Source organism: Pseudomonas sp. G166 (assembly GCF_037027455.2).
Taxonomy (GTDB): Bacteria; Pseudomonadota; Gammaproteobacteria; order Pseudomonadales; family Pseudomonadaceae; genus Aquipseudomonas.
The window spans coordinates 2,447,079-2,460,244 of sequence record NZ_CP146985.1; the positions used below are offsets into that span (position 1 = coordinate 2,447,079).

Annotated in this window: 14 protein-coding genes; 13 read left to right on the forward strand and 1 reads right to left on the reverse strand. The window is 58.1% G+C overall.

Translation table 11 applies throughout. The annotated features are described in order from the left end of the window. Positions 1-18: 18 nt before the first annotated feature. Genes SGN16_RS11040 through SGN16_RS11050 form a run of 3 tightly spaced genes read left to right on the forward strand, consistent with a single transcriptional unit; the run spans position 19 to position 1,481 of the window. On the forward strand, positions 19-945 hold the full coding sequence (locus tag SGN16_RS11040) for a LysR family transcriptional regulator (RefSeq protein ID WP_210644011.1): 927 nt from the start codon (positions 19-21) through the stop codon (positions 943-945). Between the two features lie 3 nt (positions 946-948). Further along, positions 949-1,206: a LysR substrate-binding domain-containing protein gene (locus tag SGN16_RS11045; protein WP_210644013.1), complete on the forward strand. Its 258-nt coding sequence runs from the start codon at positions 949-951 to the stop codon at positions 1,204-1,206. 8 nt (positions 1,207-1,214) lie between these two features. After that, on the forward strand, positions 1,215-1,481 hold the full coding sequence (locus SGN16_RS11050) for a hypothetical protein (RefSeq protein WP_210644015.1): 267 nt from the start codon (positions 1,215-1,217) through the stop codon (positions 1,479-1,481). 148 nt (positions 1,482-1,629) lie between these two features. Here SGN16_RS11050 and ppk2 read toward each other — a convergent pair whose 3' ends face one another. Further along, positions 1,630-2,523: a polyphosphate kinase 2 gene (gene ppk2 / locus SGN16_RS11055; protein ID WP_210644017.1), complete on the reverse strand. Its 894-nt coding sequence runs from the start codon at positions 2,521-2,523 to the stop codon at positions 1,630-1,632. 207 nt (positions 2,524-2,730) lie between these two features. On the opposite strand from ppk2, the gene pstS reads away from it, so the two are divergent. From pstS to SGN16_RS11105, 10 genes are all read left to right on the forward strand, one after another. Beyond that, a complete protein-coding gene (gene pstS, locus SGN16_RS11060; protein WP_109755278.1) occupies positions 2,731-3,762 on the forward strand; it encodes a phosphate ABC transporter substrate-binding protein PstS in 1,032 nt (343 codons plus the stop codon). A gap of 75 nt (positions 3,763-3,837) precedes the next feature. Then, on the forward strand, positions 3,838-4,803 hold the full coding sequence (pstC, locus tag SGN16_RS11065; RefSeq protein ID WP_210644019.1) for a phosphate ABC transporter permease subunit PstC: 966 nt from the start codon (positions 3,838-3,840) through the stop codon (positions 4,801-4,803). Then, positions 4,803-5,714: a phosphate ABC transporter permease PstA gene (pstA, locus tag SGN16_RS11070; protein ID WP_210644020.1), complete on the forward strand. Its 912-nt coding sequence runs from the start codon at positions 4,803-4,805 to the stop codon at positions 5,712-5,714. The genes pstC and pstA overlap by 1 nt, the downstream gene beginning before the upstream one ends. Positions 5,715-5,789: 75 nt before the next feature. Beyond that, positions 5,790-6,551: a phosphate ABC transporter ATP-binding protein PstB gene (pstB, locus tag SGN16_RS11075; protein ID WP_025214260.1), complete on the forward strand. Its 762-nt coding sequence runs from the start codon at positions 5,790-5,792 to the stop codon at positions 6,549-6,551. Between the two features lie 93 nt (positions 6,552-6,644). After that, positions 6,645-7,343 (forward strand): hypothetical protein, encoded by a 699-nt coding sequence (locus SGN16_RS11080; protein ID WP_210644022.1) that lies wholly within the window; start codon positions 6,645-6,647, stop codon positions 7,341-7,343. A 71-nt stretch (positions 7,344-7,414) separates the two neighbouring features. Next, positions 7,415-7,987, forward strand: coding sequence for a hypothetical protein (locus tag SGN16_RS11085; protein WP_210645197.1), 573 nt, complete (start codon positions 7,415-7,417; stop codon positions 7,985-7,987). 674 nt (positions 7,988-8,661) lie between these two features. Further along, positions 8,662-9,519, forward strand: a complete 858-nt coding sequence (locus tag SGN16_RS11090; RefSeq protein WP_335944017.1) for a TIM barrel protein — start codon at positions 8,662-8,664, stop codon at positions 9,517-9,519. Next, positions 9,512-10,561 (forward strand): 2-oxoglutarate and iron-dependent oxygenase domain-containing protein, encoded by a 1,050-nt coding sequence (locus SGN16_RS11095; protein ID WP_335944018.1) that lies wholly within the window; start codon positions 9,512-9,514, stop codon positions 10,559-10,561. The genes SGN16_RS11090 and SGN16_RS11095 overlap by 8 nt, the downstream gene beginning before the upstream one ends. 24 nt (positions 10,562-10,585) lie before the next feature. Then, on the forward strand, positions 10,586-11,383 hold the full coding sequence (locus SGN16_RS11100) for a transporter substrate-binding domain-containing protein (RefSeq protein WP_134923799.1): 798 nt from the start codon (positions 10,586-10,588) through the stop codon (positions 11,381-11,383). A gap of 49 nt (positions 11,384-11,432) precedes the next feature. Beyond that, the gene (locus tag SGN16_RS11105) at positions 11,433-12,974 is read left to right on the forward strand and encodes an amino acid ABC transporter permease/ATP-binding protein (protein WP_335944019.1); all 1,542 of its coding nucleotides are present in this window, start codon (positions 11,433-11,435) and stop codon (positions 12,972-12,974) included. The last annotated feature ends 192 nt before the right edge of the window (positions 12,975-13,166 follow it).

Consider the following 13,166-nt stretch of genomic DNA (forward strand, 5'->3'; position numbering starts at 1 on the left):
ATCTACAGGAAGGTCGGGATGGATAAACTTTCGAACATGTCGGTGTACGTAAAGGTTGTCGAGATGGGCAGTTTCACTGCCGTGGCAAACCATCTGGACTCCACCGTAGGTAACGTATCGCGTGCTGTGTCTGCACTTGAAAACGTACTCGACGCCCGTCTGTTGCAACGCTCGACTCGGCGTCTCTCGGTGACCGATGCGGGCCGGCGGTTTTATGAGCGGTGCACGAAAATTTTGGCAGACCTCGAGAGTGCGGAAGCCGAAGCAAGCAATGCAGCCTTGAATCCCAGGGGGACTCTACGTGTGCACTGCGTACCCGGATTGGCGAGGCAACTGGTCACCGGCGCCGTGTTGGAGTATCGCAAGGAATTTCCGGATGTGACCGTGGATTTAATGCTTTCCCAACGAATGCCCAACCTGCTGGAAGATCAACTGGATGTCTCGATCCTGATTGCTCGAACGCTGCCGGATTCCGCGTATGTCAGTCAGAAGATTGGAGTCAGCCATTGTGTCTTGGTAGCGTCTCCAGACTATCTGAAGAGGCATGCGGCCCCGGTGACGCCAGAGGATCTCAGAGATCACCAATGCCTGCTGCTGGGTACTGTGGACTATGTGAGGGATGAGTGGCAGTTGAAGAGCAAGGCTGGTGACGCGAAATTTTCGCCCACGGGGCCAAGTTTCAGCGTAAATGATATGGACGCGATGGCGGTTGCCATACGGGGGGGCGCTGGGATCGGCTTGCTGGCTGGATTCACGGCCATCGACGACTTGCGCTCTGGGAAGTTGGTGCGGGTTTTGCCTGACTATCACACGTACGAGCGCAACGTTTATGCCGTCTATACCTCTCGACAGTTTGTCGACGCAAAGATAACTCGCTTTATTGATGTCTTAAAAGATCAGGTTGGCAGTCAGCTAGCAACCACCGTTAAAGAACTCATCGATTGAAAAATGACTAGGAATTTGGAAGAGGGCTTGGACGCTGGCGAGGTCGACGCGGCCATTGGCTATTTCCCTCGTCTGCTCAACACCTCGATCCGGCATCGGGCGCTGTACAGCCACTCTTTCGTGTGCATAGTGCGCAGCGATCATCCCACCATCGGCGACAGCATCAGCGCCGAGCAATACCAGGCCGCCGTGCATGTCGCCGTCCAGGCCGAGGGGCGCGGCATGGGTGTGCTGGAAAGGAGCTGGCCTCCCACGGCGTAACACGACGGGTGCGGTTCAGCCTGCCACGGTTCATGGGCGTGCCGTTCCTGGTGGTCGAGTCCGACATGATCGCCACCGTCCCACTGGCAGTCGGCCGGCGGTTCTCCGAAATGACCAATGTGCGCCTGGTCCCGCTGCCTTGGGCTATCTGCGGATATGACATACACCTGTATTGGCATACGCGCTTTCATCATGACCCGGCTAATCGTTGGTTGCGTCAGTCCTTCATTGAGTTGCTCGGTGACTTCTCTCCTAGCGAGCAGATGTCGATTTGATTCATTGATTAATGGTTAATTTAAATAACTGATGTTGTGATACACCGCATTTGACCCGTCGAAAATGTCGGGGCATTGAGACAATTCGTGAAGAACCTTTAAAAAGCACGTAAGCGCTCAACGGCGTGTCCCCCATTTTGGCTGACCTTTAATAGACCTGAGGCACGATGAGTTCCGGCGGCGTAGGGCTGCGGGAATAATCCTCCTGCCTGACGCGTTGCGGCAGTTCGATTACCGGCATTTCCACTTCTTCATAGGGCATCTGTCCGAGAAGGTGATGGATGCAGTTGAGCCTGGCTTTCTTTTTGTCATCAGCTTGTACCACCCACCACGGCGCTTCGGCGATGTGGGTGCGTTCAAGCATGATTTCCTTGGCCTTGGTGTAGGCCTCCCAACGCCGACGGGACTCCAGGTCCATGGGGCTGAGTTTCCACTGTTTGAGCGGATCATGGATGCGACTGAGAAAGCGCAGATGCTGTTCCTGGTCGGAAATGGAGAACCAGTATTTGATCAATTGGATGCCGGAGCGGGCGAGCATACGTTCGAACTCCGGTACCGTACGGAAGAACTCCTCGTACTGATCTTCGTTGCAAAACCCCATCACTTGCTCCACACCCGCACGGTTGTACCAACTACGGTCAAACAGCACGATTTCGCCCGCCGCCGGCAGGTGCGAGACATAGCGCTGGAAGTACCATTGAGTACGTTCCCGGTCGTTGGGGGCGGGTAGGGCGGCGACCCTGCAGACCCTGGGATTCAGGCGCTGGGTGATACGTTTGATCACACCGCCCTTTCCGGCGGCATCCCGCCCTTCGAACAGGATCACGACTTTGTGGCCCGTCTTGACCACCCAGCTTTGCAGCTTTACCAGTTCGCCTTGCAGGCGGAACAGTTCGCTGAAATAAGTCCTTCGAGCATCCTTCTCAGTACCTTCCTTTACATGATCATCGAACAGCGCGTTCAGGTCATGACCGTCTTCGGATAATTCCAATTCCAGCTCTTCGTCACTGTGATCAAGCAGTTCACGGTGGATGCGCTGCATTAAGGTGGCTTCTCTGGGAGACATAGGAGGGAGGCTCGCGCGAGGGTGGATGGCAAAGTGTTAGGCGTAATTTGTTACGAACCAATTACATTAACTCCTGTGCTGGGCCACATAGAGAATGAGCGTGCTGCTGCCATTCAACTTTCATGAGAACGTAACAAAACTGCTGCAAAGTTCGGGGGCCCGTAATCACAAGGTGTCCCCCTAATGAAAAGTTTGATGAAGTCTGCTGCGCTCGCCATTGCGGTTTCTCTTTGTGCCACCTCGGCGTCCTACGCTGCAGAGAGTGTCCGTCTGACGGGTTCCGGGGCGAGTTTCCCTGCACCGATCTACCTCACTTGGTTCAAGGATTTCAGCAAGAAATCTGACGGTGTCACTGTGGACTACCAATCCAAGGGTAGTGGCGCGGGTGTACAGGACTTTCTGAACAAAACGGTTGATTTCGCCGCCAGTGACTCGGCAATGAAAGAGGAAGATATCGCCAAGGTCGCCGAAGGCGTGCAGTTGTTGCCGATGACCGCGGGTGAAATCGTGCTGGCCTATAACTTGCCGGGCAATCCGAAGGGGCTAAAACTGCCTCGAGATGTGTACTCCAACATTTTTCTGGGCAAAATCACGCGCTGGAACGATCCGAAGATCGTTGCCGCCAACCCGGATCTGAAACTCTCCGATACGCCGATCACGGTTGTTGTGCGTGCAGACTCCAGCGGCACGACTGCGGTATTCACTAAGCACCTGGCGACAATCAATCCGGAGTTCAAGCAGGCGCTGGGGGAGGGCAATACCGTCAACTGGCCGGCTAGCGACAAGTTCATCAAGTCGCCGAAGAACGATGGTGTCACGGCCACTGTGCGCCAAACCCCGGGTGCGATCGGGTACATCGAATACGGCTTCGCCAAGCTCGCCAAGGTTGACTTTGCTCAACTGCAGAACAAGGCCGGTCAGTACGTCGTGCCAAACGCCGAAAGCGGCGCCGAAGCCTTGGCGGCGGTGAAGATGCCGGAAAACCTGGTGGCCTGGTTGCCTGATCCGGACGGTGCCAAGTCCTACCCGATCACGTCCTACACCTGGATGATTTTCCGCAAGGACAACGGCAATCCGGCCAAGGCCAAGGCCATGCGTGAAATGGTCGAATACAGCCTGGCCGAGGGGCAGAAGATTGCCGATTCGATGGGTTATATCCCATTGCCGCAATCGGTCGTCGAGCAGGTTCGCAAAGCGTCCGCCAACATTCAGTAACGCCGTGAGGTCTCTCTCGGAGTGTGCGTCTGCGCCACGCCGGGAGAGTTTTCCCCCTTGTTCCGGACTCAGCCCATGAACAAACCTTTTGTCGTACCGGTTAATCCGGACTCTGCCTGCCAACCACCCTCGAGGAAGGATTTCCTGGTTGATCGCACCTTTCGTGCGCTTGCACGTATCGGCGTGGTGCTGATTCTGGCGCTGGTATTCGCGCTGGTGTTCGAGGTGGGACGCAAGGCACTTCCCGGTATGGAGAAGCACGGCTTTGATGTGCTTTTGGGCAGTGTCTGGGACGTTAACCAGGGCAAATACGGCATCCTGCCGGCTATCTGGGGCACGCTCTACAGCGCCTTGATCGCATTGCTGATCGCCGGTTTTTTTGGCATCAGCATGGCGATTTTCCTGACCCAGGATTTCCTGCCGCCCAAGCTCGCCGCCATCTTCCGCACTATCGTCGAACTGCTCGCGGCCATCCCCAGCGTGGTCTATGGCCTGTGGGGGATCTACGTGGTGATCCCGGCGATTCGGCCGCTGACAACCTGGTTGAACAGCGAACTCGGCTGGGTACCCTTTTTCGGCACGACCCTGAGCGGCCCAGGCCTGCTACCCGCAGCGCTGGTGCTCGCCATCATGATTCTGCCGACCATTGCCGCCGTTTCGCAGGACGCGCTCACGGCTGTGCCGATGAAAACCAAGCAGGCCGCCTACGGCATGGGGACTACCCATTGGGAAGCGATTCTCAAGGTGATGGTTCCTTCCGCCGCCACCGGCATCTTCGGCTCTCTGGTGCTGGGCCTGGGGCGCGCCCTGGGTGAAACGATGGCGCTGGCCATGCTGGTCGGCAATGCCAACAACATTTCCCTCTCGCTGTTTGCACCGGCCAACACGCTCGCCGCCCTGCTGGCGTTGAACTTCCCCGAAGCCGGGCCGAACGAGATCGAGGTGTTGATGTATGCGGCCCTGGTGCTGATGTTGATTACGCTGATCGTGAACATCTTCGGTTCGATGATCATGATGTACGCCCAACGGGGTAATAAGTGATGACTGATCTGACTGCTGCAACAGACCTGACGTCTCCAACAGGCGCGATGCCCAGCCTGCAGCGCAAGTTCGAAGGCCGTGCCCTGCGAAGCCTGATCCTGACCACCCTGGTCTGGGCTGGTGCGCTATTGGCCAGTGTGCCGCTGATCTCTGTGCTCTACATGCTGATTACCCGCGGCGGCGCGCGCCTCAACCTGGAAGTCTTTACCGAACTGCCGCCGACCGGCTTCGAGATGGGGGGCGGTTTCGGCAACGCATTGGCAGGTACCTTCGTGATGGTCGGTATCGCGGCGGCGATCGCGGTGCCGGTCGGCATCATGGCGGCAATCTTCCTGGCTGAGCTGGGACCGGACAGCAAGCTGGGGAACGCCGCGCGTTTTGCCGCCAAGATGCTCACGGGCCTGCCGTCGATCCTGGCCGGGGTGTTTGCCTATGCCCTGGTGGTGATGACCACCGGTACGTATTCGGCGCCGGCGGGTGGCGTGGCCCTGGCGGTCCTGATGCTGCCTATCGTCGTGCTGACGGCGGAAGAGTCGATGCGGATGGTGCCCAAGATCATGAAGGATGCCGCCTACGGCATGGGCTGCACCCGTTCGCAGGTGATCTGGAAAATCATCTTGCCGACCGGCATGCCGGCCATCCTGACCGGAGTCATGCTGGCTGTGGCACGTGCCGCGGGCGAGACGGCGCCGCTGCTGTTTACCGCGCTGTTCAGCAACTATTGGATTTACCACCAGGGCAATCTCGAGGTCATGAACCCGACTGCCTCGCTGGCGGTGCTGATCTACAACTTCTCCGGGATGCCGTTCGACAACCAGCTTGAACTCGCATGGGCGGCCTCACTGGTGCTGGTGATGATCGTGCTGTTCGTGAACATCGTCAGCCGTATTTTCGGCAAGCCCAAATATTAAGAACGGGAGCATCTGATCTTGAACGTATCCACTGCGCAAATAGCCGCTCCGTTTGTCACCCAGGCGCCTGTAGTCATGGACTGCAAACTGGACAAGATTTTCTATGGCAACTTCATGGCGGTACGTGACAGCCATGTGCCGATCGAAAAAAACAAGATCACCGGGTTCATCGGTCCTTCCGGCTGTGGCAAGAGCACCGTATTGCGTAGCCTCAACCGGATGAATGACCTGGTGAAGGGGTTCCGTTTCGAGGGCCATGTGCATTTCCTCGGACAGGACGTCTACGGCAAGGGCGTTGATCCGGTGGTCGTGCGCCGTTACATCGGCATGGTGTTCCAGCAGCCGAACCCGTTTTCGATGAGCATTTTCGACAACGTCGCGTTTGGTCTGCGCCTCAATCGCTACAAGGGCGACATCGGCGACCGGGTCAAGCATGCGCTGCAAGGTGCCGCGCTGTGGGACGAAGTCAAGGACAAGCTCAAGGTCAGCGGCCTGTCGCTCTCCGGTGGCCAGCAACAACGATTGTGCATTGCCCGCGCCATTGCCACCGAGCCGGAAGTCCTGCTGCTGGATGAGCCGTGTTCGGCGCTCGACCCGATCGCTACCCGGCGAGTCGAGGAACTGATGGTGGAGTTGAAGAAGGACTACACCATCGCGCTGGTCACCCACAACATGCAGCAAGCCATCCGTGTCGCTGACACTACGGCTTTCTTTTCGGTGGATATTTCCCAGGGCACGCGAACCGGCTATCTGGTGGAAATGGGCCCGACCACGCAGATTTTCGACAACCCGCGTGAACAGATGACGGGAGACTACATCAGCGGCAAGTTCAGCTAAGCATCTCATCCGGTCAAGGCCGCATACCTGCAGAAGCCAAACGGATTTGGCGGCATCCGGTAGACATTTGCCAAACGTTTTCAAGGAGCACCAATGCCTGTTACGCACCGCCTTGATTTACCTGCAATTGAACGCGCACTGCGTGAAGTTCAAGGCCGCTTCGTCGAGCTGAGCCGGTACTTCACCGAGCCGCGGGACCCCTTGACTGATGAAGTGCTGCAGAATGTGCTTGAAGGTTATGCGTTGGTTGACGACTATGTTGCCCGCGGCGTCGACCTGTTCGATCTTCAGCAACTGAACCTGATGCTGGAGATCAATGCCACGGTGCTGTGTGGCCGAGATCCGGCGCGCCGGTTGGAATACGCCCAGCACCTGGCAGCCACCGAGGCGCATTTCTTCAACAATGTTGAGGGAGGCATCAAGGACTTGTACAACTGGTATTGCGCGTATCGCAGCGAATCCGTCTGGAAGCGTGCGGCCGGCGTCTATGTACGCATTCTCAGCAAGCCGCAGCTGTTCATCGAAGGTAACAACCGTAGTGGGTCGCTCATCGTCAGCTATTTGCTCATGCGCGCGGGTTTGCCTCCTTTCGTGTTGACACTGGAAAACGCAGAGGGCTACTTCAACCCGTCCTCAGTCATACGCAACTCCGCCAAGCATGGCGTCAAAGCGTTGTACGAATTGCCCAAGATCAAGAAAAAATACGCAGCTTTTTTAGAAGAACAGGCGCCCGATCCCATGAAGTTTTTTCTCAAGGACAAATCCTTGCCCATTTATCAAGGTGGCCATTGATGAGCGGGTATCCAGCGTTCGCCAGGTGCAAAACCTTCGGCAGCCGGGTAGGGCAGGTCATCCGCCGCGCGATGCCGACGCAACTGTTCAAGCGTCAGCGCATACGAATTTCGTTCGATATCGATGACACGCTCGCCTGCCAACTTCACCATTGTGCCGTCGAGCAGAGCAGGCTGCCGGCCTGTGTTCATCGTTGGTTGGGTGAGCCGTTGCGCATGGGCACACGCTCCCTGATCCGAGAGCTGCGCCGCCAGGGCTGCAGCGTCTGGGTCTACACGTCGTCCGGGCGCACGCCGTCCTATATCCGGCGTTGGCTATTGCTGTACGGCATCCGTGTCGACGGCGTGGTCAACAGCGTGCTGCACAACCGTGCCCTGACGGTGCATGGGATGTTGAATGCGCCTTCGAAATATCCGCCGGCGTTCGATATCGATTTGCATGTCGATGATTCCGAGGGCGTGCAGATTGAAGGCAAGGATCATGGGTTTCGCGTTGTCGTGGTGCATCCGGAGGATGACCGCTGGGCGCAGAAAGTCCTGGATGCGGTTGCCGTTGTCCAGGCGCAGCTCGTCTGGCAGCAAATGTTCAGGCAGAAAGAGTCGGTGCAACAACGGGCAGACGCTTTCCTTGAACCTCTCAGTTAAGCGAACACGACTCCGCTATTAGTTGCAGTGCAGTTGCTCAACCACTTCGAGCGCAGGCGGGGGAACATGACATCAGATTTGTACTGAGCGCACACTGACGATTCCCGCCGAAAACACCCCATATGAAAGTCATGAATTTCAGTCATTCGGTATCGTTTCGGCGCCGACGGCAGCAGCGCTCCGTTGGGCAAAGTACTGTGCGGGCGTGTTCCCTAGTGCCTTTTTGAACATTGTGATAAAGGCGTTGACCGAGCTATAGCCCACGAGCCACCGTCGATGATTTAACGGTTGTCACTGTTGGGGATGTCGAGCGTGTCAGGGCAGGATTGAGCCGCGCGCCATGAAACGAAGACCCAAGCCTTACCCCATGCTGATGAACACACGTCGATCAGCAAGGACTGAGGTCAGGAGGAATGGACACCGGAGAAGGTCAAGTAAGTGCCATTCAGGTGTTGGCCTCTTTTTCGTTCCCGCGAAACCCGCCTTGCGTTAGTTCATGGATTTCTGAACTAACTATTTGCTACAGCCTATTCAATCATTTGTCACGATGGCCTTAGGATCCTCCACACGGGACCGACGCCATCAGAGCAGCAGCCCGCAGCGGCCCCTTTTCGACTGCCCAGCAACGCCACCAGCCCAATCCGCCAGTGGCCCGACGCAGTCGAGAGGAATGCATGAAGCTAGAGATTTTCCGTACCTTATGGGGCTATACCGCCAGCCATGCATCCGCCCTGGATGAATTGCTTGCCGCCGGTTTCGATGGGATCGAAACACGCCTGCCACTGCAGGCCAATGCGCGTGGCGAGTTCGGTGCTTTCCTGCGCAGCAATCACGTCCCCTACATCTGCACCCTGTTTAGTGCCTACGATGTCTTGCCTGATCAGCGCGCCACGCCTGCCCAGCACTTGGTCGACATCGATCGCAAGCTCGGCTGGGCCACGGAGCTGACACCCCGTTTCGTCAATCTGCTTGCAGGCAATGATCGCTGGCCTCTGGCGCAACAGGTCGAGTTCTTCGGTCAGGCCCTGGAACTGGCCGCCAGGCATGGGCTGTTCTGCAGTTTCGAGACTCACCGCGCCCGCTCCCTGTACAGCCCTTGGGTGACTCTGGAACTGATTCGCCAACTGCCGGAACTGCGTTTCACCAGTGACATCAGCCATTGGGTGGTGTGCTGTGAGCGGTTACTGGACGACCCGGCCGACGATCTGTCGTCCTTTGTCGAGCGCGTTCACCACATTCAAGCTCGGGTCGGTTATGACCAGGGCCCGCAAGTTCCCCATCCCGCCGCTCCGGAATATGCCCGTGAACTGGTGTTTCACCAGCGCCACTGGGAGGCGGTCTGGGCTTCTCAAATTCAGCGTGGCTATGCAATCAGCACCCTGACCCCGGAGTTCGGTGCTGACGGGTACCTGCATCACTTGCCCTTCACCAACATGCCGGTGGCCGATCTCTGGACCTTGAACCAGTGGATGGCGCGAACCGAGCGCGAACACTTCAACCGTTTTACCTGTGAAGGAGCCCGCCATGAATAAGACTTCGCTGACCCAGGCCAACTTCAATAGCATTCCGGTGGTGAACATCGCCGGCCTCTTCAGTATCGAACTGGAGCATCGCCTCGCCGTGGCCGAGCAACTGGGGCGTGCCGCCAGCGATGTGGGGTTTCTGTACATCACTGGGCACGGCATCGATCCGGCACTGATCGAGGGCCTGCGCCAGGCAAGCAAGGATTATTTCGCGCAGCCCCTGGAGACCAAGATGCGCCATTACATTGGTGCCTCGGAAAGCCACAAGGGCTTCGTGCCCGAAGGTGAGGAGGTGTACTCCAAGGGCAAGCCGGACCACAAAGAGGCCTTCGACATCGGTTTCGAAGTGCCGGTGGACGATCCGCTATTCCTGAGTCGAACGCCGCTGCTGGGCCCGAACCACTGGCCCGACGTGCCGGGTTTTCAGGCAGCGGTACAAAATTACTATCAGGCTGTGTTTGCCCTGGGCCGCCGATTGTTCGATGGCTTCGCCCTGGCCCTGGGCCTGGAAGAGGGCTACTTCGACGCACTGGTCACCCGTCCGCCTTCCAAGCTGCGGCTGATCCATTACCCCTTCGATGCCACTGCCGTGGATGCTCCAGGCATCGGCGCGCATACCGACTACGAGTGCTTCACCATCCTGCACGCCGACCAGCCGGGGTTGGAGGTGCTGAATGACCAGGATCAGTGGATCGATGCACCGCCAATGCCCGGCGCGTTTGTGGTGAACATCGGCGACATGCTGGAAGTCATGACCGCCGGGACCTTTGTGGCCACCGCTCACCGAGTGCGCAAGGTGGCTCAGGAGCGCTATAGCTTCCCGCTGTTTTACGCCTGCGACTACCACACGCTGATCAAGCCGTTGCCGGCATTCATCAATGACGCTCAGGTCTACGAGGCGCTGACGATTGGTGAACACATGTGGAGTCAAGCCCTGCAGACCTATCAGTACCTGCGCAAACGCGTCGAGAACGGTGAGCTTGAACTGCCGTCCCGAGCCCGCAAGCCATCGAGCTTCGGTCGCCTGAAAAACACTGCCTCTCATTCCTAAAAAAAACCAACGGAGCTTCCCATCATGAAAACCCCCTACGCCTTGACCCGACTGAGTCTGCTCGCCGCTGGTCTGTTCTGTGCCAGTGCCGCCTTCGCCAGCACCGCGACCCCGGGTGTACTGAAGGTTGGTATGGAAATCACCTACCCGCCGTTCGAGTCCTATGACGCCAACAAGAACGTGGTCGGCTCCGACCCGGAGTTGGCCCATTCCCTGGCCAAGGCAATGGGCGTCAAGGCCAGCTTCGTCGACACCAAGTTTCCCAATCTGCTCAACGGCCTCAACGCCGGGCATTACGACGCAATCATCTCCGGCATGTACATCACCCCGGAGCGCCAGGCCCAGGCCCGGACCATTGCTTATGCCAACACCGGCGCGGCAATCATGGTGCCCAAGGGCAGTGAGTTGAACCCGCAGGTTCCCGAAGACCTGTGTGGCCTGAAAATCGGGCTGGAGCAGGGCACCACCTGGGTCGGCAAGTTCCGTCAGTTGTCCAGCGACTACTGCGTCCCGAACAACAAGGGCGCCATCACCGTCAGTGAGTTTCCCTCGGCACCCGAGGTGACGCAGGCGCTGCTGTCAAAGAACATCCAGGCTCAAGTGGAAATTGCCGGTGCCGCGCACATGATCGCTCAGCGTACCAACGGCCGTGTGATCGTCAGCTCGCAGAAGTTGGTTTACCCGCAAACCTTGGGCATCTACGTCAAGAAAGACGCCGATGCGACCTATCAGGCGCTGGTCAAGGCGTTGGCTGAGAGCAAGGCCAACGGCGAGTACGCCGCCATTCTCAAGGCGTATGACCTGGAACCGGTCTCTGAGTAATGCCTGAAACCGCGCCCTCGATCGGGGGCGCGGCTTGCGCGAGGTGTCTATGCAATTCGATTGGGATTACTTTTTTTCGCTGTTCACCCTGGCTGACTTCTGGGCGGCGAGCCTGACCGTCATCGAACTGAGCACCCTGGCCTGGTTCCTGGGCATGCTGCTGGGTTTTGTCCTGGCATCGGCCAAACTGTCGAGCGTGCGCTGGCTGCGCATACCCGCATCACTCTACATCTGGTTCTTTCGCAGCATTCCGCTGCTGGTGCTGGTGGTCTTCGTCTACAACCTGCCGCAGTTGCTGCCCGGTGCCGGGCCGGTGCTGTCGGTGCCATTTTATTCCGGTCTGTTGGCGCTGGTGGTCACTGAGGCCGCCTACATGGCAGAAATTCATCGTGGCGGGCTGATTTCGATCGCCAAGGGCCAGAAGGAAGCGGGCCGTGCCCTGGGACTCGGGCTGCTTGGCGTGCAACGGCTGATCGTCATTCCTCAGGCGTTTCGTATCTCATTGCCGACGTTGATTAACGAATACATCACGGTGGTCAAACTGACCTCGTTGATCTCGGTGATTTCACTGACCGAACTGCTGACTGTCGGCCAGCGCCTGTATGCCCAGAACTTTCTGGTTATGGAGACCCTGGCGGCGGTGGGCCTGTACTACGTGCTGATCGTGACAGTGTTTGGCTTCGCCTTGCAGCGTCTGGAACGTTACCTGGACCTGAACCTGCGTACACCGCAAACCCTGGAGAACGCCTCGACACAAGTGCTGCGTGACAGTCTGGCACCTAGGGTACCGAGCAAGGTCAGCCTCCCAGCCAAAGGTGCGGCCCCGGCCCTGCACCTGCAGGGCGTGCACAAACGCTACGGCGATCATCATGTGCTCAAAGGTATCGACCTGAAGGTGCAAAGCGGCCAGGTGATTTCCATCATCGGCCCGTCCGGCTCCGGCAAGACCTCGTTGATCCGCACCATTAATGGCCTGGAACGCATCGATCAGGGTGAAATCCTGTTGTTCGGGGAGGGCTTCATTAATGCCGAGGACAAACCGGATGGCTTTCGGGTTCGTCAGGGCGTGCAGCGCATCGGCATGGTGTTCCAGAACTTCAACCTGTTCCCGCACCGGACACTGTTGGACAACATCAGCCTCGCCCCTCGTTACCATGGCGTCAGCCGCGCACTGAGTGAGCAGCGGGCCTGCCAGCTGCTCGACAAGGTCGGCCTGCTGGCCCACGTTCACAAATATCCGCATCAACTGTCTGGCGGCCAGCAACAACGTGTGGCGATCGCCCGGGCCATGGCCATGGACCCGGACATCCTGCTGTTTGACGAACCGACCTCGGCGCTGGACCCGGAACTGGTCGGCGAGGTGCTTACGGTGATCGCCGACCTGGCTCGCGAAGGCATGACCCTGCTGATTGTCACTCACGAAATGGAGTTTGCCCTGTCGATCTCTGACCGGGTGATTTTCATGGAAAACGGCAACGTGCAGCTGGATGCCTCGCCACAGGCGATCCGCGAAGGGCATGGCGCCCAACGGGTGCGACGGTTTATCGGGTTGGAAGAATCAGAGGAGGAGCGTTGTCTGTTGATGGGCTGAATCGAGCGCGTTTGGGCGCACGATCCGCGTTATCGTGGTCACATCGCTCTCGGGCCAAGGCGTGCCCGCGCGATCGAACATTTCACCCTCGAAACCCTGGCAAAACAGGTCGATGGACTCGCCCATTCTCTGGGCACAAGTTAGCTGTGTCCGTACAGGTTTGGAGGCCGTTGCTTTCGGTGGTCCTAGCGC

Excerpts from the sequence above, each read along its gene's own strand:
- SGN16_RS11040 (WP_210644011.1), top strand. The coding sequence starts at position 19 with ATGGATAAACTTTCGAACATGTCGGTGTACGTAAAGGTTGTCGAGATG.
- SGN16_RS11045 (WP_210644013.1), top strand. The coding sequence starts at position 949 with ATGACTAGGAATTTGGAAGAGGGCTTGGACGCTGGCGAGGTCGACGCG.
- ppk2 (WP_210644017.1), bottom strand. The coding sequence starts at position 2,523 with ATGCAGCGCATCCACCGTGAACTGCTTGATCACAGTGACGAAGAGCTG.
- pstS (WP_109755278.1), top strand. The coding sequence starts at position 2,731 with ATGAAAAGTTTGATGAAGTCTGCTGCGCTCGCCATTGCGGTTTCTCTT.
- pstC (WP_210644019.1), top strand. The coding sequence starts at position 3,838 with ATGAACAAACCTTTTGTCGTACCGGTTAATCCGGACTCTGCCTGCCAA.
- pstA (WP_210644020.1), top strand. The coding sequence starts at position 4,803 with ATGACTGATCTGACTGCTGCAACAGACCTGACGTCTCCAACAGGCGCG.
- pstB (WP_025214260.1), top strand. The coding sequence starts at position 5,790 with ATGGACTGCAAACTGGACAAGATTTTCTATGGCAACTTCATGGCGGTA.
- SGN16_RS11080 (WP_210644022.1), top strand. The coding sequence starts at position 6,645 with ATGCCTGTTACGCACCGCCTTGATTTACCTGCAATTGAACGCGCACTG.
- SGN16_RS11085 (WP_210645197.1), top strand. The coding sequence starts at position 7,415 with ATGCCGACGCAACTGTTCAAGCGTCAGCGCATACGAATTTCGTTCGAT.
- SGN16_RS11090 (WP_335944017.1), top strand. The coding sequence starts at position 8,662 with ATGAAGCTAGAGATTTTCCGTACCTTATGGGGCTATACCGCCAGCCAT.
- SGN16_RS11095 (WP_335944018.1), top strand. The coding sequence starts at position 9,512 with ATGAATAAGACTTCGCTGACCCAGGCCAACTTCAATAGCATTCCGGTG.
- SGN16_RS11100 (WP_134923799.1), top strand. The coding sequence starts at position 10,586 with ATGAAAACCCCCTACGCCTTGACCCGACTGAGTCTGCTCGCCGCTGGT.
- SGN16_RS11105 (WP_335944019.1), top strand. The coding sequence starts at position 11,433 with ATGCAATTCGATTGGGATTACTTTTTTTCGCTGTTCACCCTGGCTGAC.